Source organism: Nonomuraea sp. IBHARD001 (assembly GCF_056106265.1).
Genome location: NZ_JBWBBW010000002.1, coordinates 5,982,155 through 6,008,882, shown reverse-complemented (window position 1 = coordinate 6,008,882; position 26,728 = coordinate 5,982,155). Strand labels below are relative to the sequence as shown.

Below are 26,728 nucleotides of genomic sequence, written 5' to 3'. Positions count from 1 at the left end.
GGTGGTTCAGCCTTCCTTGAAGTGCTCTGCGACGAGCGCGGGCTCGTAGGCGCCGTGCTCGGTGACGATGCGGGTCACGAGGTGGGGAGGGGTGACGTCGAACGCCGGGTAGTAGCCGCGCACGCCCTGGGCCGCCGTACGGGTGCCGAGCACGCTCAGCACCTCGTCGCCGTCGCGCTCCTCGATGACGACGTCGGACATCGTCGCGGCCCGCGGGTCGGGTGAGTCGATGAGCGCGTAGTACGGCACGCGGTAGGCCTTGGCGGCCAGGGCGACGCCGAGCGTGCCGACCTTGTTGACGACGTGGCCGTCGAGGGTGACGCGGTCGGCGGCGGTCAACGCCACATCGGCCAGGCCGTCGGCCAGCGCCGAGGCGACCATGCCGTCGGTGATGAGCGTGGGCGTGTAGCCCATCTCGACCAGGGTGGAGGCGGTCAGCCTGGCGCCCTGGAGGTAGGGCCTGGTCTCGGTGCAGACGAACTCCAGGCGCTTGTCGGCCGCCTGCGCCGCCTGCACGGTGGCGATGAGGAAGGCGTCGGCCCAGCAGTGCGTCAGCACCCGGTCGCCGTCGCACAGCAGGGCGGCGGCGTTGTAGCCGAGCGAGCGGCTGCGCTCGCGGTAGGCGTCGTCGTGCGCGGCGGCGGCCGACGTCACCGCGTCGGCCAGTGCCGGTCCCGACAGGCCCGGGGTGAGCGCGCCGAGCACGGAGGCGACGGCGTCCCTGATGTGGTTGTTGGTCGGCCTGGTCGCCACCAGCCTGCGACCGGCGGCGCGCAACCGCTCGGCGGCCTCCTGCGGGGAGTCGCCCGCCGCCTCGCGTGCGGCCAGCACCAGGGCGGCGGTGGCCGCGTACAGCGGTCCGGAGCTCTGCGTCACCATCGTCTCGATGGCCCGTGCGACGTCCTCGCTGCCGGCGCAGTGCACCCAGCGCACCTGCAGCGGGTAGACACGCCGGTCGAGGATCTCCACGCCGTCGCCGGTCAGCCTGACCGAGTCGGCGAGCAGGGGAAGGGTCGTGCTCATGTGAGGGACTCCAACCGATCGGTACGCCGCCTGCCGAACAGTCCGTAGGCGAGCAGGGCCAGCAGGGTGATGAGGTACGGCGCGGCGTCGGCGGCCTGTTGCGGCAGCCCCGCGCCCTGCAGCCGGAAGCCCATGGCCTCGGCCGCGCCGAACAGCAGGCACGCGCCGAGCAGCAGCAGCGGCCTCGAACCGGCGAGCATGACGGCGACGACGGCCACCCAGCCGCGCCCCGCGCTCATGCCCTCCCCGAACAACGTCACATTGCCCAGCGACAGCTGCGCCCCGCCGAGCCCGCCGAGCGCCCCCGCGAGCAGCACGGCGCCGTGCCGGTAGCGCGCCACCGGCAGCCCGAGCGACCTGGCCGCCTGCGCGTCCTCGCCGATGCCGCGCAGCCGCAGCCCCGACCTGGTCGCGCCGAGCCACCACGCGGCCAGCGGCGCCAGCAGCAGTGCGAGCGGCACGAGCGGCGACTGCGGCCCGAGCACCGGCACGTCGAACCCGATCTCGGCCAGCGTCGCCAGCCCCGCCAGATCAGGATCGGCGTAGGTGCCGCCGCTGCCGAACACCTGCCGCATGAGATAGGCGGTCAGGCCGAGCGCCAGCAGGTTCAGTCCGACCGCGACGACGACCGGATCGGCCCGCAGCGACACCACGGGCACCGACATGAGCGCCGCGTAGGCGGTCGTCGAGGCCACCGCCCCGGCCACCCCCACCCAGGCACTGCCGCTGACCTGGCTGAACAGCACCGCCGTGAACGCCCCCCACAGCAGGAAGCCTTCGAGCGCCATCGTGAACACACCCGACGCCTGACTGATCAGCCCGCCGAGCGCGGCCAGCACGACGGGCGCCGCCGCGGTCAGCACGGCCGCCGCGAACGCCGCGGACACCACGTTCATCCCCGCCCGCCTTTCCCGGCTCTCGCGCTCCGGGCGACGGCGAGCACGGCGACCAGCACGATGATGAGTCCCTGCACGATCTGGGTGAGCTGACTCGGCACCCCGGCCTCGCGCTCCATGCCCTGCCCGCCGACCTGCAGCACGGTGAGCAGCCCGACCGCGAACGGCACCACAGCGGGCCGCGCCCCCGCCAGCAGCACCGCCGCGATGGCCGTGAACGTGTGCCCGGGAGCGGTCAACGCCCCGTCGACGAACCGGTACGGCGGCGCCAGCACGATGAGCGCCCCGACCAGCCCGGCACACGCCCCTCCCGCGACCAGCGTGACGCCGCCGAGCCTGGCGACGTCGATGCCGCCGTAGCGGGCGAACTCCTGGCCGGCCCCGCCCGCCCGCACCTCGTAACCGAGCACACTGCCCCGGTCGAACCAGATCCAGCCGGCCGCGATCACCGCGACGAGCGGCAGGCCGAGCGTCACATATCCGCTGCCACCCAGCGCGGGCAGATGGAAGGCGTCGCCCAGCACGGGAGTCTGCGCCAGGCCGGTGCCCTGCTCGGCGAGCGGGAAGCGCACCAGGTAGGAGGTCAGCGCCACGGCGGGCGTGCTGACCAGCAGCGTGCTGACGATCGCGGGCACGCCGAGCCTGCTGCGCAGCGGCGCGGAGATCCCCGCGACGAGCGCGCCGGCCACGGCCGCCACCACCAGCGTGAGCGCCTGCCCCACCCCGGGCGGCAGCGGCACGTACAGGGCCAGCGCCGCGGCGGCGACCCCGCCGACGGCGAGCTGCCCGTCGCCGCCCAGGTTCAGCTCGCCGATCCGGAGCGGGATCGCGAACGCCAGCGCCATGCCGAGCGCGGGCACGAACGCGCCGACCGTGTACTCCAGATTGCCCGCCCCGAGCGCCCCGCCGGCCAGCGCCGGATAGGCGAGCAGCGGATCGGCCCCCGTGACCACCATGACCAGCGTCGTCAGCCCGAGCGCCCCCACGACGGCCACCACGGCAGGCAGCGCCGCACCCACGACCCGCCTGCCCCGGCCCCTCGCCGCCGCCGGACCACGCGCCGCGATCAGCGCACTCATCACCCGGCCTCCTGCCGTCGTCGTCGCGGCGCGAGCGCGGCTCACCGCTCCTCCTGCCGGTGTGCGGCCGGGCCGGTGCCCGTCATCGCCGCGCCGAGACGTTCGTCGGTGGCCTCGGCCACCGGCAGTTCGGCCACGATCGAGCCCTCGAAGAGGACCAGGACGCGATCGGCCAGCGCCCGCAGCTCGCTCAATTCGCTGGACTGCACCAGCAGGGCCGTGCCCTCGTCCCTGGCCTCGGTGAGCAGCGCGTGGATCTGCTCCTGCGCGCCCACGTCGACCCCCTGGGTGGGCTCCTCGACGACCAGCACCGGTGTGCGCCGCGACAGCTCCCTGGCCAGCACCGCCTTCTGCGCGTTGCCGCCCGACAGCGCGGACAGGGGGGCGTCGACCGAGGCCGCCCTGATCGAGAAGCGTTCGACCAGCTCCCTGGCCCTGCCTCTCGCCTTTCGTCTCGCGCCCGGTGTTCGGTGGTCGCCCATGAGGAGGTTCTCGGCGAGGGACATGGTGGGGGCGGTCGCCCTGCCCGGACGGTCGGCGGGCACGTATCCGACGCGGGGGTCGCGGCCACGGCGCACCGGGGAGCCGTCGATCAGGACCTGGCCGCGTACGGGTCCGCCGAGTCCGGTCACGGCGTCGGCCAGCTCCCGCTGCCCGCTGCCCGCGACGCCCGCCACCCCGACGATCTCGCCGGGCCGTACCCCGAACGACACCCCGTCCAGCCGATCGACCCCGTCCCCGTCCCGCACGCCGAGCCCACGCACCTCCAGCAGGTACGGCCCGGCCGCAGCCACGCGGCCCGCGACGGAGGGCGAGACGCCGAGCGGGCGGCCGATCATCGCCTCGACGAGTTCGGCGGCGTCGGTGCGCGACGTGGTGAAACGCCCGCTGACCCGGCCGTCGCGCAGCACCGTGACCCGGTCGCTGGCGCTCAGCACCTCACCGAGCTTGTGGGTGACCAGCACGACCGAGACGCCGGAGGCGGCCAGCGCCCGCAGCATCGTCAGCAGGGCGCTCGCCTCGCCCGGGGTGAGCACGGCGCTCGGCTCGTCGAGGATGAGCACGCGGGCGCCGCGGTACAACGCCTTGAGGATCTCCACCCGCTGCCTGACCCCGACGGGCAGCGAACCGGCCCGTGCGGCGGGGTCGACGCGCAGGCCGTACCTCGTGCCGAGCGCCTCGACCTCGCGTGCGGCCGTGCGCCTGTCGACGAGGGGGCCGCGGTGCGGCTCGGCGCCGATCACCACGTTCTCGGCGACGGTGAGCGAGCCGAACAGGCGCACGTGCTGGTGCACCATGCCGAGGCCGTGCGCGATGGCGTCGGCGGGGGAGCGCAGCCGTACGCGCCTGCCCTCGCGCAGGACCTGACCGGCGTCGGGGCGGTGCAGGCCGTACAGGATCGACATCAGCGTCGACTTGCCCGCGCCGTTCTCGCCGACGACGGCGTGCACCTCTCCTTCGGCGATCGCCAGGTCGACGCCGTCGTTGGCGAGCACGGCGCCGAACCTCTTGGTGACGCCGCGCAGTTCGGCCGCGTAGGTCATGACTAGCTCGCCAGCGGGTCGGCCACCGTGATCTTGCCGGCCACGATGTCGTCCCTGACCTGCTTGACCTTGGTGACGACATCGGGGCTGGCCGCCACCGTGCACCGGGAGGCGGCCAGGTCGTCGCCGAGCGCGTTGACGCCGACGCCGCCTTCGGCCAGGCCGTAGACCTTGCGGCCGCCGCTCCTGCCGTTCGCGATCTCCTTGATGGCCGCGGCCTCGGCGACGTCGACGTGCTTGAGGACGTTGTCGATGATGTTGCCCGCGCTCTCGGCGCACTGGTTGACGTCGACGCCGAACGACTTGGCCCCGCCGGAGGCGGCCACGGCCTCGAACACACCCAGGTTCCCGCCGGACGCGGCGGCGGCGACGATGTCGGACCCGCCGTCGATGAGCGTCTGGGCCTGCGACTTGGCCCTGGCCGGGTCGCTGAAGGGATTGGACCCGCCGACGTACAGCGGCGTGCCCGCGACCTTGGCGTTGACCGAGGCGGCCCCGGCGAAGAACGGCTCGATCCAGCGGTGCACGAACGGCGTGTCGAGCGCGGCGACCACGCCGATCTTCCCCTTGGTGCTGAGCAGCCCCGCCTCGACCCCGGCCAGATAGGCCGCCTCGTGCTCCTTGAACGACACGCAGGTGAGATTGGCCGCCTGGTCCTTGGCGCACGAGTCGACCTGGAGGAACTGCTGGCCCGGGTGCTGCTTGGGCACGGTGGCGAACACGTCGTCGAAGTTGAACCCGACGCCGACCACGACGGTCGGCTCGGCGCGCACGGCCGCGTCGACGTTCTGGGCGATGCTGCTGGGGTCCTTGCTCTCGAAGAGTTTGAACGAGGCGCCGATCTCCTTGGCCGCCTCCTGCGCGCCCTTGACGCTGAGGCGCAGGAAGCTGTTGGCGCCGACCGGGTTGGGCGTGACGAGGATGACGGACTTGGCCGGAGCGGCGGCGGGGGAGGACGTCGCGGTGCCGGTGTCGCCGTTGGAGCAGGCGCTGAGGGCGAGCAGGGCGGTGGTGCCGAGCAGGAGGAACCTGGTGGGGGTCTTACGCATGGCCAGAACTATACATTTCCGACCTGGATACTATGAATCCACCCCCATGGGTGCTATCGGCTGGACCGCCTGACGACCAGTTCAGGCTGGAACATCACCTGCCTGTGCACATGCGTGGCGGGCGCCTCGCACTCCTCCAGCAGCAGATCGGCCGCCGCCCGGCCCAGCCGCCGCGTCGGCTGCCTGACCGAGCTCAGCGGCACGGCCGACGCCGAGGCGAAGTCGATGTCGTCATAGCCGATCAGCCGTACCCGCTCCGGCACCCGCACACCCGCCTGGAGCAGGCCGCCCAGCACGCCGAGTGCGATGAGGTCGTTGGCGCAGAACACCGCGTCCGGCAGATCGGCCAGCAACGCGGCGGCAGCCGTACGGCCCGCCTCGGCCGTCATCGCGGGCACCGTGTGCACGGTCAGCTCCGCCGGTGACCGCCCCGCCGCAGCCATCGCCTGCTCGGCGCCGATCCGCCTGTCCCTGCACTGGCGCACCGAGTCGGGGCCGCTCACATACGCCAGGCGCCCGGCGCCACCGGCCAGCAGATGGGCCAGCGCCGTCCTGCCGCCGGTCACGTCGTCGACGGCCACCGCGCACAGCCCGGCCTCGTCGGCGCCCCGGTCGACGAGCACGACCGCGATGTCCCGCTCGCGCAGCGCCCGCACCCCAGACAGGTCCTCGCCGGTCGGTGTGATGAGCACACCCCTGACCCGGTGCTCGGCGAACACCAGCAGGTTGCGCTCCTGCTTGGCCTCACTGCCCCCCGCATTCCCGAGAAGTACGGCATAGCCGCGCTCGCTCGCCGCCTCCTCGACCCCGGCGGCGACGTCGGTGAAGAACGGGTTGCCGATGTCGATCACCGAGAGGCCGATCGTACGGCTGTGGCCCGCCCGCAGGGTCGAGGCGGAGCCGTGCCTGACGAAGCCGAGCTCGCGGATCACCTCCTCGACCCTGACCCTGGTCGGCTCGGCGACCTTCTCGGGCCGGTTGAGCACATTGGACACGGTGCCGGGCGAGACCCCCGCACGCGCGGCGACCTCCTTGATGCTCACTGCGGTCATCTCGCGGAGTCTACGATTAAAACGATTGCCGCTCCAAGGAAGCGTCGTTGCGGGGCAGACCGCTAATGATCGACAATTCACCCGTGAGACCTCTGGGAGTCATGAAACGGGCAGTCGCCGCATGTGCCGCACTGACGGTGCTCGCCGCGGGCGCCGGATGCGCGGGCGAGGAGCAGGCGGCCCACGACCCGGCCGTGCCCCAGCTCGTCCCCGTCCCCGTCGACCTGCGCGCCACCGGCGAGGGCTACGCGCTCACCGAAGCCAGCACCATCGTCGCGGCCAAGGGCGCCGAGCCGGTCGCCGCCTACCTGGCCGGCCTGCTGCGACCCGCGACCGGGTACCCGCTGCCCGTCGCCGCCACCGGTCAGGGCGTCACGCTCTCGCTCGACGGTCCCGAGGCCATGGGGCAGGAGGAGTACCGGCTCGACGTCGCGGCCAAGGGGGTCACGCTCACCGCGCGGACGCCCGAAGGGCTGCTGCGCGGCGTGCAGACGTTCAGGCAGCTGCTGCCGCCCAAGGTGGAGAGCGCCTCCCGCCAGGAGGGGCCGTGGCCGATCGGCGGGGTGTCGATCACCGACAGGCCGCGCTTCGCCTGGCGCGGCGTCATGCTGGACGTCGCCAGGCACTTCTTCTCCGTCGCCGAGGTCAAGCGCTACATCGACCTCGTCGTGCCGTACAAGATCAACATGCTGCATCTGCATCTCAGCGACGACCAGGGCTGGCGTGTGCAGATCGACAAGCGGCCCCGGCTCACCGAGATCGGCGCGGGCAACGAGGTCGGCGGGGGGCCCGGCGGCTTCTACACCAAGAAGGACTACGCCGAGATCGTCGCCTACGCGGCCGAGCGTTTCGTCACGGTCGTACCGGAGATCGACGTGCCCGGCCACACGAACGCCGCCCTCACCTCCTACGCCGAACTCAACTGCGACGGCGTCGCGCCCGAGAAGTACACCGGGACCGACGTCGGCTTCAGCACGCTGTGCCTGAAGAACGAGGCCACCTACCGCTTCCTCGACGACGTGATCGGCGAACTGGCCGAGATGACGCCCGGGCCGTACCTGCACATCGGCGGCGACGAGGCCGACCGGACAAGCGACGAGGACTACGCCGCCTTCGTCGAGCGCGTCACCGGGATCGTCGTCTCGCACGGCAAGAAGCCGATCGGCTGGCACGAGATCGGCAAGGCCGACCTCCCCGCCGACACCACCCTGCAGTACTGGGACTTCACCACCCCACGCCCCGGCGGCGCCGAACCCGTCCAGGCCGCCGTCCGGCGCGGCGCCAAGGTCGTCATGTCTCCCGCCAACGCCACATATCTGGATATGAAGTACGGCGATCACACCGAACTCGGTCTGGAATGGGCCGGACACATCCAGTTGGAGGACGCCTACGCCTGGGACCCCGCCGACGTCGTCGAAGGCGTCCCCGAGTCCGCCGTACGCGGCGTCGAGGCCCCCATGTGGAGCGAGACGTTCACCGAGATCGCCCAGGTCGAGTCGATGGCGTTCCCCCGTTTGACGGCCATCGCGGAGATCGGCTGGTCGCCTCGCGCTTCGCACGACTGGGCGGCGTTCGAGGCGCGCGTACGGGGACAGGAGGCTCGGTGGGAGGCTGGCGGGGTGGGGTACGGGGAGCTGGGGTGAGGGGTTGGACCTGTTTCGTGCGGATGGGCGGTGGGTGGGGTGGTGGGGCTTCGGGCGTGTTGAGCGGCGGTAGGTGGGGTGGGAGGAGGCGATAGGTTCGGCCGACATGGGCCGAAGGAGGCGCCCGCGGGGGCCAGGGTGGCCGGTGGGAGGAGGCGATAGGTTCGGCCGACATGGGACAGACCACGGGCCAGACCCTCGCCACGGCCGCCGCCCTGTTCGCCGGCACGAACATCGACGACCTCCTGGTCCTCACCGTCCTGTTCCTCACCGCGCGGACCCAACCACCCGGCAAACTCCGCACCTGGCACGTCTGGACCGGCCAGTACGCCGGAATCGCCGTACTCGTCGCCGTCTCCCTGCTCGCCGCCCTCGGCCTGACGATCATCCCCGACCAGTGGATCCGCCTCCTCGGCCTGGTGCCCTTCGCCCTGGGCGTCAAGGCCTTGGTCCAGGCGATCAGGTCGAAGCACGACGACGATCCCCCCGCCGTGGCGACCGGCGTGCTCTCGGTGGCAGCCGTGACGATCGCCAACGGAGCGGACAACGTGTCCGCTTACACCCCCGTCTTCAGAACGATCGCCCCCACGGCCACGGCCCTCACCGTGGCGGTCTTCGCCGCAGGCGTGGCGGTGTGGTGCCTGGCCGGATCCTGGCTGGGCTCCCATCGCAGGGTCGTCACCCTGGTGGAGCGGTACGGGCGATGGGTGGTACCTGCGGTGTTCATGGCGGTGGGGGTGCTGATCATGGTGGGGTAGGGGGCTTTCGCGGGAGTTGCGTCTGTGAGGCGGTCTTGTGCTGAGCGTTGGGATTCTTCCTCGTGACGGAGGCTCACGTGCGTAGGAAGCGGCTGACCTGCGGGAGAAGAGGGCTCACTCGCGCGGGAAGAGATGGCGTGTGTGTCTGGGGATCGCGTATGGGGAGGGATCGCGCGTGTCGGGGGATCGCGTGTCGCGAGGGATGTGGCATTGGGAGGGATCGAGACCGTGGCGAGGGATATCGTCGCGGGCATGTCTGCCGCGCATCCCAGCTTCCCTGTCTCGTACCCCGAACCGGTCACGCCGTCCACTTCCGGCGGTTCGGGTGTACGCGACGGCGCGGCGGAGAGCCGGTCGGATGGCCTGGGTTCCCGCGACGGGTCAGCGATAGGCCAGTCGGATGCCGCGAATCCGCGAGACGGCGTGCTCGTGGGGCGAGTGGGTGGCACAGGCGTGCACAAGGCCGGTGCACACAAGGGGAATGCGCACAAGGGGAGTACGCACAAACACAAGGACGGTGCGCACAAGGACGGTGTGTGCAAGGCAGGTGCGTGCAAGGACGGTGCGTGCAAGGCAGGTGTGCATGAGGTCGGTGTGCTGAAGGCGGCGCGGCGGTTTGTCTGGAAGGGCGATATCACGAACCCCAACACCCAGCAGGCCTGTGCCGCGGTCCTCTTTCGGGTCGCCAAGCGTCTCGGTGCCGAAAGGCCGCTGGCCGACATCACGGGCGACGAGGTCGGCGCGCTGCTCGTCGCGTTCTGGGGTACGTGCGTCCCCGCCACCCAGCGCCGCGCCCGGTTCTTCGTCGACGCCTGGCTCACCTGGTGCCGCACCGACCAAGGCTGGCCAGCCCCTTCCCTTCCAGTCGACCCCCAAGAAAGCCACAATCCGCCTCACCTCGCGCACATCGCAGCCTCCGACGTCGCAAGCCCGCCCGAAGCCGCACAGATCGCAATCCGCGACGCCCCCACCCCGCCACATGCCCTCCATGCCGTCCGCGCCGCAGCCTCGAACACCCCCAAGCCCCCACCCGATGCCCCCGCCCGCCACGACGACGCCGTCGACCGGAGGAGCATCGCCTTCCTCACCCGCCCCTACCGCCACCCCCACTGACGCCGGCCTTCACCCCGTCCCGCATCACCCAATACACGGCCCCAGCGCCTCCCCACCCCACCGCCACCAACCCCCACCACCCCACCCCAGGCACCCCAATCCGTGCCCCGAAGTCAAAAGCCACCCCGGTCAGTACGTTCCCGGCGGCGATTCCCACCCCGGACACCGTGTTGTAGAGCCCGTAGTACGTCCCGGTCAGCCGATCCCCGCCGAATGCCGCGATCGTCGCCATCTCGAACGGATAGCCGATCATCATCCCCAACGTCAGCAACCCGGTGGCAACCAGCACAGGCCCCATGGCCAATGCGAACCCGGGCAAAGCGCCAGGCATCAGCGAGACCACCCCCAACGGCACGAACGCCGCCCCCATGACGACCAGCCCCACGGCCATCGCCTGTCTGGCACTCCAACGGGCCCGGACCCAGGCGGTGAGCGGCACCTGCCCGAACATCGCCAGGCCCCCCGACACCACGAACAGCAGGGTGATCCCGGCCTCCCCGCCCGTCGCCCGCCGTACCTCAAGGGGAAGCCCCAGGTACACCTGGTACGTCAGCACGTAGGACCCGATCATCGCCAGCGAGAACAGCAGGAACGGCCGATCGCCCACGACGTGCCGCCAGTCGGCCAGCATCGAGCCGGTCGCGTCCGCCCTGCCGCCGGGCCGTGCGGGCAGCGCCCTGACCTGCGCGAGGGCCAGCCCGGCGAACAGCAGTGCGGCGACCAGGCAGATCACCTTGAACGCGGCGGCGTGCAACACCAGCCCCACGAGCGGACCCACGAGAATGCCGCACTGGTAGAACACGTTGAACACCGCGAACGCCTCGACCTTGCGCTCCCCGGCCTCGACGGCGAGGTACGCACGCGCGGCCGGATTGAACAGCGCGCCCGCGACCCCGGTGAGCGCCGAGGCGACGAGCACGGCCGCGACCGAGTCGGCCACACCGAGCAGCCCGAACCCCACGGTCCTGACCAGCAGTCCCGCCATGATCATCGGCTTGTACCCGAGCCGGTCGGCCAGGCTGCCCCCGACCAGGAACAGCCCCTGCTGACTGAGATTGCGCACCCCGAGCACCAGCCCGACCGTCCACACGGCCATCCCGAGATCCCCGGACAGATACGCGGCGAGGTACGGCATCAACATGTAGAACCCGATATTGATCGTCAACTGATTGACCAGCAACAACCGAATCGGCCGATCAAACGACCAAAACGCCCCCACAGTCCCCATCACCCGTACACCCCAGCAGGCCGGACAACCGTCCCCATCGCCTTTGTGGCCGGGACAACCGTCCCCATCACCCCTGCACCCCCGCACCCCGGACGTCCGCCTCTTCCAACCCCGGCAACACAGACCCCCCAGACACCTCCGACCCCCCAGACACCTCCGCAGGCCGCACCACCTTCACGCATCGCGTCCACCGCTCCGCCCGCCCTTCCCCCGGATGCCCGAACTCGTCCGGCTCCGCCTCCGGCTCTCCGTCGAGCACCCCGTGCTCGGCGCAGTACGCGTCGTTGAACACCGTGTCGAAGTACCGCTGCGGCCCGTCGGGGAACACGGCGGCGATCCTCGTCCCACCCGGCAGGGTCCTGGCCAGCCACGAAGCCACCAGTGCGACCGCCCCGACACTCCACCCGCCGGTCGCGTACCGGCCGCTCGCCAGCCGCCTGGCCGCCCACACGGCCTCGCCGGGCGCCACCCAGTGCACCTCGGCGAACTCCTCGTAGGCCACGTTGCGCGGCCGGATGCCGCTGCCGAGACCGCGCATGAGCCGGGGCCCGGCGGGCTGACCGAAGATCGTGGAGCCGATCGTGTCGACGCCGACCAGCCGGACGCGGGGACTGCTGCGGCGAAGCGCCCTGGTCACGCCCGCGCTGTGCCCGCCGGTGCCCACGCTGCACACCAGGACGTCGATCCGGCCGAGCCGCGCCGCCAGTTCCCCGGCCAGCCCGGCATAGGCGCCCGCGTTGTCGGGATTGGTGTACTGATCGGGACAGTACGCCCCAGGACTGGCCGCCAGCACCTCCCGCACGCGCTCACGCCTGGCCTGCTGCCAGCCGCCCTCCGGATGCGGCGTCGGCACGCACTCCACCCGAGCGCCGTGCGCCAGCAGCAGCCGCCGTACCAGGGGCTCCATCCCGGGATCGCCGATCAGGTGCACCGGATGGCGGTGCACGATCCCGGCCAGCGCCAGGCCGAGGCCCAGGGTGCCGCTCGTCGACTCCACGATCAGCGCGCCCGGCGCGAGTTCGCCGCGCCGCCTGGCCTGTTCGACCATGTGCAGGGCCGGTCGGTCCTTGATGCCGCCGGGGTTGTAGCCCTCCAGCTTCGCCCAGAAGCCGCGCTCCCCGCCGCCCCAGAGCTCCGGCACCCACAACACCGGAGTACCGCCGACCAGCCCCTGCGGTGTGCCCATCTCGACCATGTCATCGTCCTTCGCCGCTCGTCGCCTCCCTGTCCGCACACGCGACCGCCCGCCGTACCGGGCCTGAAGACCAGGGGGTACGGCGGGCGGCGGTGCGCTTCTACACGCGCAGGTTCGGCGAGACGGTAGTGCGTACGGCGAGGCCGCCCGCACCGGGAAGGGAAACGGGCGAGGCGGACGGCGTCGCGACGCACACCCGTGCGCAGGAGGCGGTGACGTCCGCCGGATGATCGCCGGGCCCTGGGCGCAGCCAGGCGGGTGCGTCGCAGGACTCACCCGGCTCCTGCTGCTGCGGCTGCTGATCGCAGTGCCCGAAAGAGACAGAGCCGTGCGAGACGGACGCGTGTCCCGCGTCGGCATGGCCGTGCGGTGCGACGGCGCAGGCCAGGACGTGGATCACCAGGAGCGCGGCGAACAGCCCGAGCCAGGCTGCCACGAGCCTGGACCGGGCCGGAACCCTGCCCCCGGCTGCGATGATCACAGCACGCCACGCTACATCACTCGGCGTGGTGACATGACAACCTGGCAAGCCGAGTTGCCGTTTCAGGGAACAATGTGGTCCTATCTGGACTATGGAGCGGTCAGCGGCCGTCAACGACGTGCTGAACGACGTGGGGCCCAGGTTGCGCAGGCTGCGAGCCGAGCGCGGTGTCACGCTGGCCGCGCTGTCGGAGGTCACGGGCATCTCCAAGAGCACGCTGTCGCGCCTGGAGTCGGGCAGTCGCCGCCCCAGCCTCGAACTGCTGCTCCCGCTCGCCCAGGCGCACCAGGTGCCGCTCGACGAGCTCGTCGGCGCACCCGAGATCGGCGACCCGCGCGTGCGGCTGGCCCCGCGCGAGGTCAACGGGATGAACGTGCTGCCGCTGACCAGGGCCACGGGGCCGTTGCAGGCGTTCAAGATGGTCATCCCGACCAGCAGGAGCACGCCCTCCCCGCAGACGCACGAGGGCTATGAGTGGATCTACGTGCTGGCGGGGCGGCTCAGGCTGATGCTGGCCGAGCACGACCTGGTGTTGCCGGCGGGGGAGGCGGCCGAGTTCGACACGCGGGTGCCGCACTGGTTCGGCAGCACCGGCGAGGCGCCCGTCGAGGTGCTCAGCCTGTTCGGCAGGCAGGGTGAGCGCATGCATGTGCGGGCCAGGCCCCAGCGCGCCCGGTGACGAATCTCTGCCCTTTCTGGAGCGTGGCCTGCGGTTTAGCATCCTTGCTTGTCGGTGGACCGTTACAACACACTGGCGATATGGCGTCAAAGCCATAGAAAAAAGGTTCACGGGGGACGCCGGGCGGGGTGACCGGTGCGGTCCCGGCCATGTCGGTGATCGGTGACACGAGCCGTGGGTGGGAGTTGCGATGGTGACCGGGGGGAGTGGTCTCGCGCTTGCGGCCGAGCGGCCTGTTCTCATTTGCCTGCTCGGCAGCTTCCGCGTGATCAAGGCAGGATCCGACGTGCGGATGCGCGCCGGAGGCAAGACGGCGTCGCTGCTGACGAGCCTGGCGCTCGGCGACAGGCACCGGGCCTCGCGCCGCACACTGCTGAGCAGCCTGTGGCCCGACGCCGACGAGGCCAGGGCCTCGCACTCGCTGAACAGCATGATCCACTCGCTGCGGGAGTCGCTCGGCGACGTGCTGGCCGGTGCGCCGCCCGTGCTGTTCGCGGCCGGGTCCTACGAGCTGAACGTCGGGGCCGGGGTCGGCGTCGACACCGCGCACTTCGAGGCCTGGGCCAACGAGACCGAGCGCCGCGCCAGGTCGGGCGACGCCGTGGGCGCCATGCACGCCTCCGCGCACGCCGTACAGCTCTACCAGGGTGACATCTGCGCCGCCGACGACATCAGGGCGCTGGTGGAGCGTGAGCGGCTGCGGGCGTTGTACCTGTCGCTGCTGTGCCGGCTGGCCGACGAGCACTTCGCCAGACGCGACTACCCCGAGGCGCTCGGCCATGCCCGCAGGCTGCTGACGCACGACCCGTGCCGCGAGGACGCCCACCGCATGGTGATGCGCTGCCACGTACGCCTGGGGGAGCGGGCCCAGGCCATGCGGCAGTACCGCACGTGCAGCGCGATCCTGCTCGCCGAGTTCGACGCCAAGCCCGAGCCGCTCACCGAGGCCCTCTTCGACCGCATCCGCCTCGACCCGGGCGCCATCTGAGCGGCCCTCGTCCGGCCTGCGTGCTTTCTGAGTGAGAACTGACCGGGAACTGACGCCCCCGCCCCTCGCCCGCTGACCCCCAGCCGCGTACGCCCTGTGCGGCGGCGGTTACAACGGGAGGACATCGAACTTTTCGAGGAACTGGTGTCCGAACCATGCAGCGAAGAGAACCTCGGCCGCATGCGCACCGTCGCGGTGGTCCTGCGGCTCGTCAGCGATCGACACGGCCGCCTGTCCTACGGCGAGATCGTCAACGCCTCTGGGCAGGTCCGCATCCGATTCCCGAACTGGGAGTCGCTGGTGCCCACGTTACGGGCGTGGCTGGAATCTGAAGACCGGGGCTAGGCAGCGACGCAACGAAGGGACCGTCCATGGCCGTCAACCCGACCTATCCAGGCGTGTACGTCACCGAGGTGGCGAGCGGCGTCCGCACGATCGTCGGCGTGCCCACGGCGGTCGCCGCCTTCGTGGGCCCAGCCGCGCGAGGACCCGTGAACGAGGCACGCCACATCACCAGCTGGTCGGACTTCGACCGCGTGTACGGCGGCCTGTCGGCGGGCAGCCTGATGAGCTACGCGGTCTTCCACTACTACCAGAACGGCGGCTCCGAAGCCGAGATCGTCAGGGTCGCGGCCCAGGCGGCGGCCTCCGTGGTCGACCTCGGCGGCGGCGTCGTGCTGGAGGCGAAGAAGCCCGGCAAGGCGGGCGACGACCTGCGCGCCAGGATCGACCACGACCCCAACAACGCCAACCTCTACACGCTGCGCATCAAGGACGGCTCCGGCGAGGAGAGCTTCACCATCGACGTCTCGGCCGCCGCGGACAAGCCCGAGAGCCTGGAGAAGCAGATCGGCGCCTCGGCCAAGGTACGGCTCGGCAAGCCGACGGCACGCGGCAAACCGCCGCAGAGCCCACCGGCGGGCGCCGACCCCTTCGGCGACCCGGCCCTGCCCAGGGGCAAGGGCGGCAGGGACGGCGCCACCCATGCCGCACTCGACCTGCCGACCGGCCAGAGCGGCGGCGTCGTGGCGCTCGAAGCCCGCTACCCCGGCGTGTGGGGCAACGAGCTGGAGGCGGTGATCGACTACGACACCAGGGAGCCGGGCGACGCCAAGCTCTACAACCTGACGATCCGCGACCGCGACCCGATCAGGGGCTCGGCCGAGACCTGGCGCAACATCGAGGCCGACGCCGCCTCGCCCCGCCGCCTCGACCGGGTGCTGGAGGAGTCGAGGCTGGTCCGCGTCAGGCAGGGCGCCACCCTCACCGCCAGGCCCAACGCCACCACCACCCCCGTCGCCGTCACCGTCGCGGGCGGCGACGGCCCGCCGGTCATCGAGCGCGAGATCCAGGGCCAGGACGGAGCGCGCAAGAGCGGCATCTACGCCCTGCGCGACACCGACATCTTCACCATCCTGTGCGTACCCCCGCTGACCAGGGAGAGCGCCTACGACGACGGCCTGATGACGGCGGCGGCCACACTGTGCCTGGAGCGCCGGGCGATGCTCCTGGTCGACTCGCCCGCGAGCTGGGGCGACGTCGACGCTGCCGTCGACGGGTTCGGCGCACTGCAGCCCAAGGGCGACGAGGCGCGCAACGCCGCCCTGTACTTCCCCTGGGTCAGGCTGCCCGACCAGAACGGACAGGTCCAGGCGTTCCCGCCGTGCGGGGTCGTCGCGGGCGTGTGGGCGCGCAACGACGGGCAGCGCAATGTGGCCAAGGCCCCGGCGGGCACCGAGGCCTCGCTCAGCGGCGTCGGCCAGCTCACGGTCAGGCTCACCGACCTCGACAACGGCAGGCTGAACCAGCTCGGCGTCAACTGCCTGCGTACCTTCCCGGTGATCGGCTCGGTTTCCTGGGGCGCGCGCACACTGCGTGGAGCCGACAGGCTGACCAGCGAGTGGAAGTACGTCCCCGTGCGCAGGACCGCGCTCTTCATCGAGGAGAGCCTCTACCGGGGCACCCAATGGGTGGTCTTCGAGCCCAACGACGAGCCGCTGTGGGCGGCGATCAGGCTGAACGTCGGCGCGTTCATGAACTCCCTCTACCGCCAGGGCCTGTTCCAAGGCCGCACGCCGCAGGACGCGTACCTGGTCAAGTGCGACAGGGAGAACAACCCGCAGAACGACATCGACCGGGGCATCGTCAATGTCCTGGTCGGGTTCGCTCCGCTGAAACCGGCCGAGTTCGTGCTGATCCACATCCAGCAGCTCAGCCCACCACTCCAGGTCTGAGGAGAACACCGTGGCCCAGTTCGCCGTCAACGCGACCCGCCTCGACCCGTACAAGAACTTCAAGTTCCGGGTGAAGTGGGACGGACGCTATGTCGCAGGCCTCAGCAAGGTGGGCGCGCTCAAACGCACGACCGAAGTGGTCAAGCACCGCGACGGTGGCGACGAGAGCAGCAGCCGCAAATCGCCGGGCCGCACCGAGTACGAAGCGATCACGCTGGAACGCGGCGTGACGCACGACCTGGAGTTCGAGCGCTGGGCCAACAAGGTCTGGGACTACGCCAACGCCCAGGCCGCGCCCGACCAGCGGGTCCAGGAGGTGTCGCTGGCCGACTTCCGCAAGGACATCGTGATCGACGTGTTCAACGAGGCGGGGCAGAAGGTGATCTCCTACCAGGTCTTCCGCTGCTGGGTGTCGGAGTACCAGTCGCTGTCCGACCTGGACGCCAACGCCAATGCGATCGCCATCCAGCACATCAAGCTGGAGAACGAGGGCTGGCAGCGCGACGTCACCGTCGTGGAGCCCAAGGAACCGACGTTCAACGATCCGGCGTGACGATGCGGCGGCCATCGGCGAGCGAGCTGCTCGGGGCATGGGAGGCGGGCACCGGACTGGCGCCCGCCGCGCGGGCACGTGCGCTGCTCCTCCTGGCGGGGGAGGGCGGGCACGACGGCTTCGGCGCGCTGAGCGCCGGCGAACGCGACGGGCTGCTGCTCGGCATACGCGAGCAGGTGTTCGGCGGCCGGGTCGTCGCCGCCGCGGCCTGCCCGTCGTGCGAGGAGCAGCTCGAACTCGACTTCGACCTCGACCGTGTCCGCGTCAAGCAGTCCGACGCCGGGGCCGCCCCCCTCACCCTGACCTCGACCGGCCACGAGATCGTCCTGCGCGTGCCCACGCTCGACGACCTCGCCGCGAGCGCCAGGCCCGGCGACCTGGCGGCCACCAGGCAGGCCCTCCTGGAACGCGTCGTCGTCGGGGCCACCCTCGACGGCACCCCCGTCGCTCCCGCCGCCCTGCCCGCCCCCGTACTGGCCGGGATCGACGCCGCCCTGGCCGAGGCCGACCCCCAGGCCGACGTACGGCTCGCGCTGACCTGTCCGGGGTGCGCGCTGGAGTGGGAGGCGCCGTTCGACATCGGGGCCTTCCTGTGGACCGAGCTGGAGGCGTGGGCCGCCCGCCAGCTGTACGACATCCATCTGCTGGCCTCCGCGTACGGCTGGCGCGAGGCCGACATCCTCGCGCTCGGCCCGGCCAGACGGCGCTTCTACCTGGAGGCGGTGGGCCGATGACCTCCTACCTCACGGCCCTGGCCGGCCAGGCGGCAAGCCTCGCCCCACCGGTACGGCCCCGCGTGGCATCGCTGTTCGAACCGTCGGGAGAGGGACCGCCGCCGGAGGCCGACGCGCCTCAGCCGGAGCCGTACACGCCACCGGTCGCCAGGGCGGAGCCGACGGCCGTCAGGGAGCCGGTCGCGCCCAGGACGCCCGCGCCGATCCCGGTGACACCGGCGGCGCAACGGCCTTCGCCGACGGCTCCCGCACCGGAAACCCACGACGCGAGAGCACCCAGGCATCCCGTGCCCGAGCTCGCGGCGTACGAGGCCGCACCGGCAGCCCGGGAGGTGATCGTCGAACAGGCGAGGCCCGAGACGACAGCGCCCGACACGACAGCGCCCGAGGCGGCAATGCCCGCGCCACCGGTGATCCCGGCCCGGGAAATCGTCGAACGCCTGCTCTTCACCCAGCCCGACCCCGCCCCCTCCCCGCAACCACCGCCGCCCGCACCCCGGGAACACGTGTTTGCCACCGAGCCGGACGCCTCCCCGCACCCCCCGCCCCCGGCCCAGGCGATCCAGCCCCTCCTGCCCCCACCCCCGATCCCCGCCCGCCCCGCACCCCCTGACGCCCGCCGCGGCAGCGCCGCCCAACCGCCCGCCGAGCCCGCCCCGACCGTGCACGTGACGATCGGCCGGATCGAGGTACGGGCGGCCCCCGCGCCGGCGCCGGCGGCCAGGCGTGCGGCCGAGCGGCGGCCGACGATGAGCCTGGCCGACTACCTGAAGGCCAGGGAGGCGGGACGATGAGCGGCCCGCTCTCGGTGGCCACCGTGACGATGGCCCTGCAACACCTGCTGACGGCCGCCGTACGCGACGTGCAGGGCGGCGCCGACATCACCACACGCCCGCCCGACCGCGCCCGCGAGGCGCCCTTCGGCACGAAGAACCAGCTCAACGTCTTCCTCTACCACACCACCCTCGACCCGGCCTGGCGCAACCAGGACATGCCAGGCGTCAAACCGGGCGAGAGCGGCTACCCGCCTCTGCCCTTGGTCCTGCACTACCTGATCACCGCGTACGGCGAAGGCGACGACGACGTCAAGGCGCACACGGTGTTCGGCCATGCGATGGGCGTCCTGCACGACCACCCGGTGCTCGGGCCCGACGAGTTCGCCGGGATCCTGACCGGCGCCGATCTGCACGAGCAGGTCGAACGGGTCCGCATCACGCCGCAGCCGCTCAACGTCGACGAGATGACCAAACTGTGGACCGCCTTCCAGACCAACGCCAGGCTCTCGGCCTGCTACGAGGTCTCGGTCGTGCTCGTCTCCAGCACCCGGCCGGCGGTGACTCCGCTGCCGGTGCTGACCAGGGGAGAGGACGACACCGGCGTGGTCGCCCAGTCGGGCGTGCTGGCGCCGTTCCCGACCGTGCTCGCCGTCGTGCCCGAAGGCGGGCAGGCGGCCGCCTCGCCCGGCGACGAGGTGACGCTCGTCGGGCATCACCTGCTGGGGGCCACGGGGGTGAGCTTCGCGCACCCGCTGCTGACGCCGCCCGCCGCGACGCCGAGCGCCGTCACCGACACCGAGGTCAAGGTCGTCGTGCCCGACGGCGTGGCGGCGGGCGTGTGCACGGTGAGCGTGCTCTTCGCCGAGCCCGGCCGGGCCAGCAACGGCCAGGCGCTGGCCGTCGCGCCGCGTGTGCTGTCGGGCCTGCCCGCCGATCTCCCGGCGAGCGCGCAGGGCACGGTGACGCTCGACCTGGTGTGCGAGCCCGCCGTACTGGTGGGGCAGCAGGTGGCGTTGCTGCTCGGCGACAGGCCGGTACCGTTGCCCGCCGTGTCCGCGCCCGCCGACCACCTGCGTTTCGTGGTCACGGGGGTGCGGGCGGGGCAGAGCTTCCTGGTCAGGCTGCGGGTGGACGGCGTCGACAGCCTGCTGGAGAACAGGCGGGTCACACCGCCGGTCTTCGACCGGACCCAGCGGGTGAGTGTGCGATGAGCGCCGACGACGTGTTCCTCGGAGCGGCGCTGAAGTGGCTGCGCCTGCGCCTGGAAGCACATGCCGAGACCCTGCTGCCCGAACCGCAGAGCGCACCCCGCCCGGCCGAGAGCGCCGAGCAGGAGCCCCAGGCCAGGGCCGGATCCCGATGGCTGCGCCGTACGGCCGAGCAGGTGGAGCGGCCCGCGCTCACGGCCGCGACGCCGATCGCACTGCCGCCCGCGGCGCGCGACGCCGAGGAGCGGGCGGCGGCAGCGGCCATGGAGGCGGCCGTCGGCCAGGAGGAGCCGCCCGCGCTGCTGAGGCTGGGCGAGCTGCTCGGGCTGTCGGCGTTCGAGCGGCACACGCTGCTGATGTGCGTCGCGATGGAGCTCGACCCGAGCATGGCGGCCAGATGCGCGCGGGCCAACGGCGATGCGGGCATGGCCTACCCGACGTTCGCCCTGGCGCTCAGCGCGCTGCCCGACCCGGCGTGGGACGTGCTCTCGCCGCACCGGGGCCTGCGCCGCGCCCGGCTCGTGGAGATCAGCCAACCGGCGGGCAGGCCGCTGGTGACCAGCGCGCTGCGGGCCGACGAGCGGATCGTGAACTACGTCAAGGGGCTCAACGAGCTCGACGACAGGCTGGAGCCGCTGCTGACCGCGCTGCCCGCGCCCGGCACGCCGCTTCCCGCCTCCCAGCTCGAACGCGTCGAGGAGATCACCGGCTGGTGGACGGGCTGGGCCCGGGCCCGCGAGCGCTCGCTGGTGCAACTGCTCGGCTCCGACGCCCGCAGCAAGCAACTCGTCGCGGCCGAGGCGGCGGCCAGGCTCGGCCTGCGCCTGTACCGGCTGCCGCAGGACGCACTGCCGGTGCTGCCCGCCGAGCTGGAGAGCCTGGCCAGACTGTGGTCGCGCGAGCGGCTCCTGCTCGGCGCGGCGCTCTACCTCGACGCGCACGACCTGGAGGGCGAAGGCCGGGCCGCCTCGCTCGCCCGCCTGCTGGCCAGGGCCGAAGGCCTGCTGTTCCTCGCCGTGGACGAGCCCTGGCGCACCGGTGACGTCTCGGCCCGCACCCTCGACGTGCACCGCCCCACCCGCGCCGAACAGCGTGCGACCTGGGCGGCCTCGCTGCGCGGACATCCGTCGGCCGACGCCGCGGCCGACGCGCTCGCCGGGCAGTTCGACCTCAACCTGGAGGCGATAGACGAGATCGCCCTGCGTACCCCGCACACGCCCGACCGCGACGCACGCCTGTGGCAGGCCTGCCTGGCCGGGACCAGACCGCGCATGGACGCGCTCGCCCAGCGCCTGGAACCCAAGGCCACCTGGGCCGACCTGGTCCTGCCGTCCGAGGAGTCGGGCCTGCTGCGCCAGATCGCCGCCCAGGTCGGCGGGCGCAGCACCGTCTACGAGAGCTGGGGATTCGGCGAGCGCATGAACAGGGGCATGGGCATCAGCGCCCTGTTCGCCGGGCCGAGCGGCACCGGCAAGACGATGGCCGCCGAGGTGATCGCACGGGAGCTGCGGCTGAACCTCTACCGGATCGACCTGTCGGCCGTGGTCAGCAAGTACATCGGCGAGACGGAGAAGAACCTGCGCCGCCTGTTCGACGCGGCCGAGGAGGGATCGGCGCTGCTGTTCTTCGACGAGGCCGACGCGCTGTTCGGCAAACGCAGCGAGGTCAAGGACAGCCACGACAGGTACGCCAACATCGAGACCAGCTACCTGCTGCAACGCCTGGAGAGCTATCGCGGCCTGGCCGTGCTGGCCACGAACATGCGCGGCTCGCTCGACCAGGCCTTCCTGCGCAGGCTGCGGTTCGTCGTCTCCTTCCAGGCGCCGGGAGCGGCCGAACGCAGGGCCATCTGGGAACGGGCCCTCCCCGGCGCGACCCCGACGGCGGCACTGGACCTCGACCGGCTCGCGGCGCTTCCCGTCACCGGCGGCATGATCCACAACATCTGTCTCAACGCCGCCTTCGCCGCGGCGCACGCGGGTGGCGAGGTGACGATGACGCTGCTGCTGGACGCGGCGCGCACCGAGTTCCGCAAGCTGGAGATCCCCGTACGCGATCGCGACTTCGTCTGGCCATCCTCAGAGGCGGTGGGCCCGTGAACATCCACGTCCATATCGACAGGCTGGTCCTCGACGGCCTCGACCTGCCCCCGGGCCACGCCCCCCAGGTACGGCAGGCACTGGCGGCCGAACTCACCCGGCTGCTCACCGCACGCGGCCTCGGCCCGGACCTGGCGGGCGGCGGCGCACTGCCCAGGCTGACCACACCTCCCTTGACCACACCGCACCTGGCGGCGGCGGGCGCGCTCGGACGGCGGATCGCCGGAGCCGTACACCAGGGGTTGAGCCGATGACCGAGACCGCACCCCGGCGGGCCGAGCCCGTCGCCGCGCCGACGGCGTTGCGCGGCGCGCAGGGACACGGCCTGCTGCAACGCTGCGGACCCGGCGGCTGCGGCGGGTGCGGCGACAAGGACGACGACGGCGTGATCAGGCGCAGCGCCGTCGGCCCCGGCCCCGGAGGCGGCGTGCCCGACTCCGTGCACGAGGTGCTCGGCTCGACCGGATCGCCCCTGGCCCCGGGCGTGCGCTCGTTCTTCGAGCCCAGGTTCGGCCACGACTTCAGTGCGGTCAGGGTGCACTCCGACGCCAGGGCGGCCAGATCGGCGGCCGAGGTCGGCGCACGCGCCTACACCGTCGGCTCGCACATCGTGCTCGGCCCCGGGGAGCAGGGCGCGGCCTCGCCGGGCAGCAGGCTGCTGGCACACGAGCTCACCCACGTCGTCCAGCAGGGCGGCAGCCCGAACGCCGGACCACAGGCCAAGCTCACGGTCGGGGAGGCGGGCAGCGCGGCCGAGCACGAGGCCGACCGCACGGCCGACCTGGTCACCAGGGGCGAGCACGCCGAGGTCGTCCAGGGCGGCGACGGGCACGAGATCAGGCGGCAGATCGGCTGCCCCGACCTCATCGACCCCAGCGACTCCCGCGTCGCGGGCGGCATCGGCAATCCGGCGCACAACGCGATCGAGGCGTACTTCAGGGGCCAGGTGGGCTCGGCCTTCTGGAAGCAGCGCATCCCCGACGCCTCCTTCGCCCCCTACCGCAGCGAGGACAGGGACGAGCGGGCGCGCGGTGCGGACGGCGACAGCGAGCAGGCGCCGTCGCAGACGATCGGCGGTCAGGCCGGGCCGGGCACGCCCGACCTGGGCTACCGGCAGGGCGGCGTGGTCGAACTGGCCGAGGTGAAACCGGCGATCCTGCACTACGGCCCCTTCGGCGGGCTCGTCGAAGGCCAGGCCCAGCTCGCCAACTACATCGAGAAGGGCATGTCGGACGAGAACCGGGGCTGGCGCGGCAGGCGGCGCATCACCTCGTTCATCGCCATGCCCAACACCAGGGTCACCTGGCCCGGCATGCTCACCACCTCCAACGGCAGGCGGATCGCGGCCGGGTGGTGCCTGCCCGGCGTGGTCGGCTACCGGCCGCTGACCGACGAGGAGGCCGAGACCGTCATCTGCGGCGTGTCCGACCAGAAGGCCGTCGACAAGTTCCTCAACTCCGCCTTCGACCGGGCCCAGGGCGTGGTCGACCGTTACTTCGACACCTACCTCGACGCCCTGCTGACCCGCAGGATCCAGACGCTGAGCCTGGAGGAGGGGCTCACCATGCTGGCCAGGTACGGCAGGGGCGTGCTGCGCGAGATGCTCAACAGGCAGGCCGGGCCGGGCAGCGGTGCGCTGGTCGACCTGCTGCCCGACGACCAGCTCGTCGCCCAGGCCGCCCGCTGGCTGCAACGCGACCTCGGGCCGCAGGTGGAGCAGCTGGTGCGCGGTTACCTGCTGCAGGTCAAGGCCAAGCTGCTGACCGAGGTCAGGCGGCACATCAAGGAGCGGCTGCGGACCTCTCTGCAGGAGTACTACGCGGCAGCGTGCGCCGCGGCCTTGGTCGGAGGGTCGGTCTCGGTGGCCAAACTGCTCAAACGGCTGTCGGAGGACATGGGCAGGCTGGTGGGCGAGGCGGTGGTCGCGGTCGTGGCGGCGGCGGTGATGGCCCTGGTCAGGGAGGTGGTGACGACGATCGCCGTCGCGGTGCTCGTCATCGTGGCGGTGGTGGCGATCATCGTGTTCCTGCCCGAGATCCTCGCGGCGCTGGCCGCGGCGGGTGAGTTCGCCGTCGCCGCCGGAGGGGCGGTGCTCGCACTCGGGCCCAGGCTGATGCCGATGATCAACGAGCTGATCCGGATCATCGCGCAGTCCGTGCCGGTGTTGCAGGAGGCGCACTGACATGACGACCTTCCCCGGTGCGCCGCGCCTGACCAGAGGCGGCATCGTCCTGCTCGACCCGAAGACGTCCGCCGTCACCCGGGTCATCTCGCTGCAGTACAACCCGGACACCATCACCAGGACGTTGCAGGCCCAGGGCATCGGCGCCGAGCCGGGCGACCGGCTGGAGGCGCTGCGGCTCAAGGGGCCGCCGCACGAGACGATCAAGGTCGATATCGAGCTCGACGTGACCGACCAGCTGGAGTTCCCCAGGCGCCACCCCACGGAGGCGGCGTTCGGGCTGCATCCCGTGCTGGCCGCACTGGAGACCGTCGTCTACCCCACCAGCGGGCAGCTGCTCGCCAACGACGCCGACGCCAGGCTCGGCACCATCGAGATCGTGCCCGCCGAGGGGCCGCTGACGTTGTTCGTCTGGAGCAGGCATCGCATCGTGCCGGTGCGCTTCACCGAGTTCAGCGTCACCGAGGAGGCCTTCGACACCTCGCTCAATCCGATCAGGGCCAAGGTCGGGCTGGGCATGCGGGTGCTGACCGTCAACGACCTGGGCTTCGGCCACAGGGGCGGCAGTCTCTACCTGCTCCACCAGCAGAACAAGGAACGGCTGGCCGCCATGAACGCCTCGGGCGCGCTGAGCGGGCTCGGCATCACGACCATTCCCGGAGGCTGAGATGTTCCCGCCGACCAGCAGATACGCCCATGTGGAGATCGCCGAGACCGAGGTGTCGCCCGGACGGCTCGTGCCGTACCTGCGGCGGCGTTTCGTGCCCGATCCCGGGGTGTTCGCGCTGCTGCGCGAGCACGTGGTGGTCGACGGGGACAGGCTGGACAACGTCACGGCCGCTCATCTCGGCGATCCCGAGCTGTTCTGGCGGATCGCCGACGCCAACGGGGCCATGCGGCCGGACGAGCTGACCGAGCGGGTGGGCAGGCGGCTGCGGATCACGCTGCCCGAGGGCTTCCCGGGGGTGGCCGATGGCTGAGGGGCGGGTCACGCTCACGCTGATGATGGGGCCGACGATCGCCGTTCCGGTCCCGCAGGAGCTCAGCGACGCGCTCGTCAGCGCCCAGGTCACCACCACGGCCGGGCAGGCGAGCGGCTTCCAGCTGGTGTTCGCGGTCAGCAAGAACTCGGTGATCAACCGGGTGCTGCTGCCCACCGGCTTCTTCGACCCCAAACGCCGGGTGATCCTCATGGTGCTGCTCAACGGCACCCCCACCGTGCTGATGGACGGCATCGTCGTACGCCACGAACTGTCGGCGAGCGACGAGCCGGGCGCCGCCACCCTGACCGTGACGGGCGAGGACCTCACCGCGCTGATGGACCTGGAGGAGGAGTACGCCTGCTATCCCGCCCTGTCCGGCGACATGCAGGTCCGCCTGATCTGCCTCAAGTACGCCGTGTACGGCCTGCTGCCCCTGGCGATCCCGCCGGTGCTGATGGAGATCAAGCCGCCGACCGAGCGCATCGAGATCCAGACGGGCACCGACCTCGACCACATCAGGGCCCTGGCGAGCGACGCCGGTTATGTCTTCTATGTCGACCCAGGGCCGCTGCCCGGCGCCAACATCGCCTACTGGGGGCCGGAGATCCGCATCGGCGTGCCGCAGCCGGCGCTCAGCGTCAACATGGACGCGGCCAGCAATGTGGAGTCGCTCGGGTTCAGCTTCGACGGTCGGGCCAGGACGCAGATGACGGTGAACGTCACCGAGCCGATCACCAAGATCTCCATCCCGATCCCGATCCCCGACGTCGGCCTGCTGCGCCCGCCGCTCGCCCTGCGCCCCGCCGTCGCCCTGCGCAGCGCTCCCGTGCCCGACACCGCCAAACTCACCACGATCGGCGCCGCCCTGACCGGCCTGGCGATGACCGCCCAGGCCTCCGACGCCATCTCGGGCCAGGGCCGCCTCGACGTCCTGCGCTACGGCCACATCCTGCACGCCAGGCGGCTGGTGTCCGTACGGGGGGCCGGTCTGGCCTACGACGGCCTCTACTACGTCAAGAGCGTCACCCACGACCTCAAACGCGGCGAGTACAAGCAGAACTTCACCCTCGGCCGCGACGGCCTCATCTCCCAGACCCTGGTGGTGAACACATGACACCACGTCGAGCACTCAGCGCATCCCAAAGACGACCCACCTGAGCGAGGACCCCATATGAGCGCCGCAGGCACTCCCGCCAAATGAACCCGTGACCACCTGACAGCTGAGCGAGGA

Annotated in this window: 26 protein-coding genes; 17 read left to right on the top strand and 9 right to left on the bottom strand. The window is 71.8% G+C overall.

Annotation, left to right across the window (positions count from 1 at the left end; translation table 11 throughout):
- Window positions 1–6 precede the first annotated feature (6 nt).
- From ACTWNK_RS29380 to ACTWNK_RS29355, 6 genes are read right to left on the bottom strand one after another with little or no spacing between them, the layout of a single operon-like run.
- On the bottom strand, window positions 7–1,023 hold the full coding sequence (locus tag ACTWNK_RS29380) for a s-methyl-5-thioribose-1-phosphate isomerase (RefSeq protein WP_474307787.1): 1,017 nt from the start codon (window positions 1,021–1,023) through the stop codon (window positions 7–9).
- Window positions 1,020–1,919 carry an ABC transporter permease gene (locus tag ACTWNK_RS29375; RefSeq protein ID WP_474307786.1) on the bottom strand — a complete coding sequence of 300 codons (900 nt, stop codon included), beginning with the start codon at window positions 1,917–1,919 and terminating at the stop codon, window positions 1,020–1,022. The genes ACTWNK_RS29380 and ACTWNK_RS29375 overlap by 4 nt, the downstream gene beginning before the upstream one ends.
- Window positions 1,916–3,043, bottom strand: coding sequence for an ABC transporter permease (locus tag ACTWNK_RS29370; protein WP_474307785.1), 1,128 nt, complete (start codon window positions 3,041–3,043; stop codon window positions 1,916–1,918). The genes ACTWNK_RS29375 and ACTWNK_RS29370 overlap by 4 nt, the downstream gene beginning before the upstream one ends.
- Window positions 3,040–4,542 (bottom strand): ABC transporter ATP-binding protein, encoded by a 1,503-nt coding sequence (locus ACTWNK_RS29365; protein ID WP_474307784.1) that lies wholly within the window; start codon window positions 4,540–4,542, stop codon window positions 3,040–3,042. The genes ACTWNK_RS29370 and ACTWNK_RS29365 overlap by 4 nt, the downstream gene beginning before the upstream one ends.
- 2 nt (window positions 4,543–4,544) lie before the next feature.
- Window positions 4,545–5,591, bottom strand: coding sequence for a BMP family ABC transporter substrate-binding protein (locus ACTWNK_RS29360; protein WP_474307783.1), 1,047 nt, complete (start codon window positions 5,589–5,591; stop codon window positions 4,545–4,547).
- Window positions 5,592–5,644: 53 nt separating this feature from the next.
- Window positions 5,645–6,643, bottom strand: a complete 999-nt coding sequence (locus ACTWNK_RS29355; protein ID WP_474307782.1) for a LacI family DNA-binding transcriptional regulator — start codon at window positions 6,641–6,643, stop codon at window positions 5,645–5,647.
- Window positions 6,644–6,744: 101 nt separating this feature from the next.
- Between ACTWNK_RS29355 and ACTWNK_RS29350 the strand changes: the two genes are divergently transcribed.
- The 3 genes from ACTWNK_RS29350 (at window position 6,745) to ACTWNK_RS29340 (ending at window position 10,157) form a co-directional block, all read left to right on the top strand.
- Window positions 6,745–8,286 (top strand): beta-N-acetylhexosaminidase, encoded by a 1,542-nt coding sequence (locus tag ACTWNK_RS29350; protein WP_474307781.1) that lies wholly within the window; start codon window positions 6,745–6,747, stop codon window positions 8,284–8,286.
- A gap of 173 nt (window positions 8,287–8,459) precedes the next feature.
- Window positions 8,460–9,044 (top strand): cadmium resistance transporter, encoded by a 585-nt coding sequence (locus ACTWNK_RS29345; protein WP_474307780.1) that lies wholly within the window; start codon window positions 8,460–8,462, stop codon window positions 9,042–9,044.
- A gap of 252 nt (window positions 9,045–9,296) precedes the next feature.
- Window positions 9,297–10,157, top strand: coding sequence for a hypothetical protein (locus ACTWNK_RS29340; protein ID WP_474307779.1), 861 nt, complete (start codon window positions 9,297–9,299; stop codon window positions 10,155–10,157).
- On the opposite strand, the gene ACTWNK_RS29335 is transcribed toward ACTWNK_RS29340, so the two are convergent.
- The 3 genes from ACTWNK_RS29335 to ACTWNK_RS29325 form a co-directional block, all read right to left on the bottom strand.
- Entirely contained in the window at window positions 10,129–11,322 is a 1,194-nt protein-coding gene (locus ACTWNK_RS29335; protein ID WP_474307778.1) for an MFS transporter, read from the bottom strand. The two genes, ACTWNK_RS29340 and ACTWNK_RS29335, sit on opposite strands and share 29 nt — an antisense overlap.
- Before the next feature lie 130 nt (window positions 11,323–11,452).
- Window positions 11,453–12,580, bottom strand: a complete 1,128-nt coding sequence (locus ACTWNK_RS29330; protein ID WP_474307777.1) for a PLP-dependent cysteine synthase family protein — start codon at window positions 12,578–12,580, stop codon at window positions 11,453–11,455.
- A 100-nt stretch (window positions 12,581–12,680) separates the two neighbouring features.
- Window positions 12,681–13,061: a hypothetical protein gene (locus ACTWNK_RS29325; RefSeq protein WP_474307776.1), complete on the bottom strand. Its 381-nt coding sequence runs from the start codon at window positions 13,059–13,061 to the stop codon at window positions 12,681–12,683.
- Window positions 13,062–13,152: 91 nt separating this feature from the next.
- Between ACTWNK_RS29325 and ACTWNK_RS29320 the strand changes: the two genes are divergently transcribed.
- From ACTWNK_RS29320 to ACTWNK_RS29255, 14 genes are all read left to right on the top strand, one after another.
- Window positions 13,153–13,740 (top strand): helix-turn-helix domain-containing protein, encoded by a 588-nt coding sequence (locus ACTWNK_RS29320; protein ID WP_474307775.1) that lies wholly within the window; start codon window positions 13,153–13,155, stop codon window positions 13,738–13,740.
- A gap of 190 nt (window positions 13,741–13,930) precedes the next feature.
- The gene (locus ACTWNK_RS29315; protein WP_474307774.1) at window positions 13,931–14,728 is read left to right on the top strand and encodes an AfsR/SARP family transcriptional regulator; all 798 of its coding nucleotides are present in this window, start codon (window positions 13,931–13,933) and stop codon (window positions 14,726–14,728) included.
- A 180-nt stretch (window positions 14,729–14,908) separates the two neighbouring features.
- Window positions 14,909–15,073: a hypothetical protein gene (locus ACTWNK_RS29310; RefSeq protein WP_474307773.1), complete on the top strand. Its 165-nt coding sequence runs from the start codon at window positions 14,909–14,911 to the stop codon at window positions 15,071–15,073.
- Between the two features lie 26 nt (window positions 15,074–15,099).
- Entirely contained in the window at window positions 15,100–16,962 is a 1,863-nt protein-coding gene (locus ACTWNK_RS29305) for a phage tail sheath family protein (protein ID WP_474307772.1), read from the top strand.
- 10 nt (window positions 16,963–16,972) lie between these two features.
- Window positions 16,973–17,515: a phage tail protein gene (locus tag ACTWNK_RS29300; protein ID WP_474307771.1), complete on the top strand. Its 543-nt coding sequence runs from the start codon at window positions 16,973–16,975 to the stop codon at window positions 17,513–17,515.
- A 2-nt stretch (window positions 17,516–17,517) separates the two neighbouring features.
- Window positions 17,518–18,249 (top strand): T4 family baseplate hub assembly chaperone, encoded by a 732-nt coding sequence (locus ACTWNK_RS29295; RefSeq protein WP_474311016.1) that lies wholly within the window; start codon window positions 17,518–17,520, stop codon window positions 18,247–18,249.
- Window positions 18,246–19,043 carry a hypothetical protein gene (locus tag ACTWNK_RS29290; RefSeq protein ID WP_474307770.1) on the top strand — a complete coding sequence of 266 codons (798 nt, stop codon included), beginning with the start codon at window positions 18,246–18,248 and terminating at the stop codon, window positions 19,041–19,043. The genes ACTWNK_RS29295 and ACTWNK_RS29290 overlap by 4 nt, the downstream gene beginning before the upstream one ends.
- Window positions 19,040–20,236 (top strand): Pvc16 family protein, encoded by a 1,197-nt coding sequence (locus tag ACTWNK_RS29285; protein WP_474307769.1) that lies wholly within the window; start codon window positions 19,040–19,042, stop codon window positions 20,234–20,236. The genes ACTWNK_RS29290 and ACTWNK_RS29285 overlap by 4 nt, the downstream gene beginning before the upstream one ends.
- Window positions 20,233–22,332 (top strand): ATP-binding protein, encoded by a 2,100-nt coding sequence (locus tag ACTWNK_RS29280; RefSeq protein WP_474307768.1) that lies wholly within the window; start codon window positions 20,233–20,235, stop codon window positions 22,330–22,332. Before ACTWNK_RS29285 ends, ACTWNK_RS29280 begins: the two co-directional genes overlap by 4 nt.
- Entirely contained in the window at window positions 22,329–22,586 is a 258-nt protein-coding gene (locus ACTWNK_RS29275; protein WP_474307767.1) for a hypothetical protein, read from the top strand. Before ACTWNK_RS29280 ends, ACTWNK_RS29275 begins: the two co-directional genes overlap by 4 nt.
- The gene (locus tag ACTWNK_RS29270; protein WP_474307766.1) at window positions 22,583–24,514 is read left to right on the top strand and encodes an eCIS core domain-containing protein; all 1,932 of its coding nucleotides are present in this window, start codon (window positions 22,583–22,585) and stop codon (window positions 24,512–24,514) included. The genes ACTWNK_RS29275 and ACTWNK_RS29270 overlap by 4 nt, the downstream gene beginning before the upstream one ends.
- A gap of 1 nt (window position 24,515) precedes the next feature.
- Window positions 24,516–25,181 (top strand): hypothetical protein, encoded by a 666-nt coding sequence (locus tag ACTWNK_RS29265; protein ID WP_474307765.1) that lies wholly within the window; start codon window positions 24,516–24,518, stop codon window positions 25,179–25,181.
- A 1-nt stretch (window position 25,182) separates the two neighbouring features.
- A complete protein-coding gene (locus ACTWNK_RS29260) occupies window positions 25,183–25,494 on the top strand; it encodes a hypothetical protein (RefSeq protein ID WP_474307764.1) in 312 nt (103 codons plus the stop codon).
- Window positions 25,487–26,611, top strand: a complete 1,125-nt coding sequence (locus ACTWNK_RS29255; protein WP_474307763.1) for a hypothetical protein — start codon at window positions 25,487–25,489, stop codon at window positions 26,609–26,611. Before ACTWNK_RS29260 ends, ACTWNK_RS29255 begins: the two co-directional genes overlap by 8 nt.
- The last annotated feature ends 117 nt before the right edge of the window (window positions 26,612–26,728 follow it).

Bases quoted from the DNA above. Each gene is read 5' to 3' on its own strand.
- ACTWNK_RS29345 (WP_474307780.1), top strand. From the start codon at position 8,460: ATGGGACAGACCACGGGCCAGACCCTCGCCACGGCCGCCGCCCTGTTC.
- ACTWNK_RS29320 (WP_474307775.1), top strand. From the start codon at position 13,153: ATGGAGCGGTCAGCGGCCGTCAACGACGTGCTGAACGACGTGGGGCCC.
- ACTWNK_RS29380 (WP_474307787.1), bottom strand. From the start codon at position 1,023: ATGAGCACGACCCTTCCCCTGCTCGCCGACTCGGTCAGGCTGACCGGC.
- ACTWNK_RS29340 (WP_474307779.1), top strand. From the start codon at position 9,297: ATGTCTGCCGCGCATCCCAGCTTCCCTGTCTCGTACCCCGAACCGGTC.
- ACTWNK_RS29260 (WP_474307764.1), top strand. From the start codon at position 25,183: ATGTTCCCGCCGACCAGCAGATACGCCCATGTGGAGATCGCCGAGACC.
- ACTWNK_RS29310 (WP_474307773.1), top strand. From the start codon at position 14,909: ATGCGCACCGTCGCGGTGGTCCTGCGGCTCGTCAGCGATCGACACGGC.
- ACTWNK_RS29280 (WP_474307768.1), top strand. From the start codon at position 20,233: ATGAGCGCCGACGACGTGTTCCTCGGAGCGGCGCTGAAGTGGCTGCGC.
- ACTWNK_RS29255 (WP_474307763.1), top strand. From the start codon at position 25,487: ATGGCTGAGGGGCGGGTCACGCTCACGCTGATGATGGGGCCGACGATC.
- ACTWNK_RS29315 (WP_474307774.1), top strand. From the start codon at position 13,931: ATGGTGACCGGGGGGAGTGGTCTCGCGCTTGCGGCCGAGCGGCCTGTT.
- ACTWNK_RS29355 (WP_474307782.1), bottom strand. From the start codon at position 6,643: ATGACCGCAGTGAGCATCAAGGAGGTCGCCGCGCGTGCGGGGGTCTCG.
- ACTWNK_RS29350 (WP_474307781.1), top strand. From the start codon at position 6,745: ATGAAACGGGCAGTCGCCGCATGTGCCGCACTGACGGTGCTCGCCGCG.
- ACTWNK_RS29360 (WP_474307783.1), bottom strand. From the start codon at position 5,591: ATGCGTAAGACCCCCACCAGGTTCCTCCTGCTCGGCACCACCGCCCTG.
- ACTWNK_RS29305 (WP_474307772.1), top strand. From the start codon at position 15,100: ATGGCCGTCAACCCGACCTATCCAGGCGTGTACGTCACCGAGGTGGCG.
- ACTWNK_RS29270 (WP_474307766.1), top strand. From the start codon at position 22,583: ATGACCGAGACCGCACCCCGGCGGGCCGAGCCCGTCGCCGCGCCGACG.
- ACTWNK_RS29375 (WP_474307786.1), bottom strand. From the start codon at position 1,919: ATGAACGTGGTGTCCGCGGCGTTCGCGGCGGCCGTGCTGACCGCGGCG.
- ACTWNK_RS29265 (WP_474307765.1), top strand. From the start codon at position 24,516: ATGACGACCTTCCCCGGTGCGCCGCGCCTGACCAGAGGCGGCATCGTC.
- ACTWNK_RS29295 (WP_474311016.1), top strand. From the start codon at position 17,518: ATGCGGCGGCCATCGGCGAGCGAGCTGCTCGGGGCATGGGAGGCGGGC.
- ACTWNK_RS29290 (WP_474307770.1), top strand. From the start codon at position 18,246: ATGACCTCCTACCTCACGGCCCTGGCCGGCCAGGCGGCAAGCCTCGCC.
- ACTWNK_RS29330 (WP_474307777.1), bottom strand. From the start codon at position 12,580: ATGGTCGAGATGGGCACACCGCAGGGGCTGGTCGGCGGTACTCCGGTG.
- ACTWNK_RS29365 (WP_474307784.1), bottom strand. From the start codon at position 4,542: ATGACCTACGCGGCCGAACTGCGCGGCGTCACCAAGAGGTTCGGCGCC.
- ACTWNK_RS29285 (WP_474307769.1), top strand. From the start codon at position 19,040: ATGAGCGGCCCGCTCTCGGTGGCCACCGTGACGATGGCCCTGCAACAC.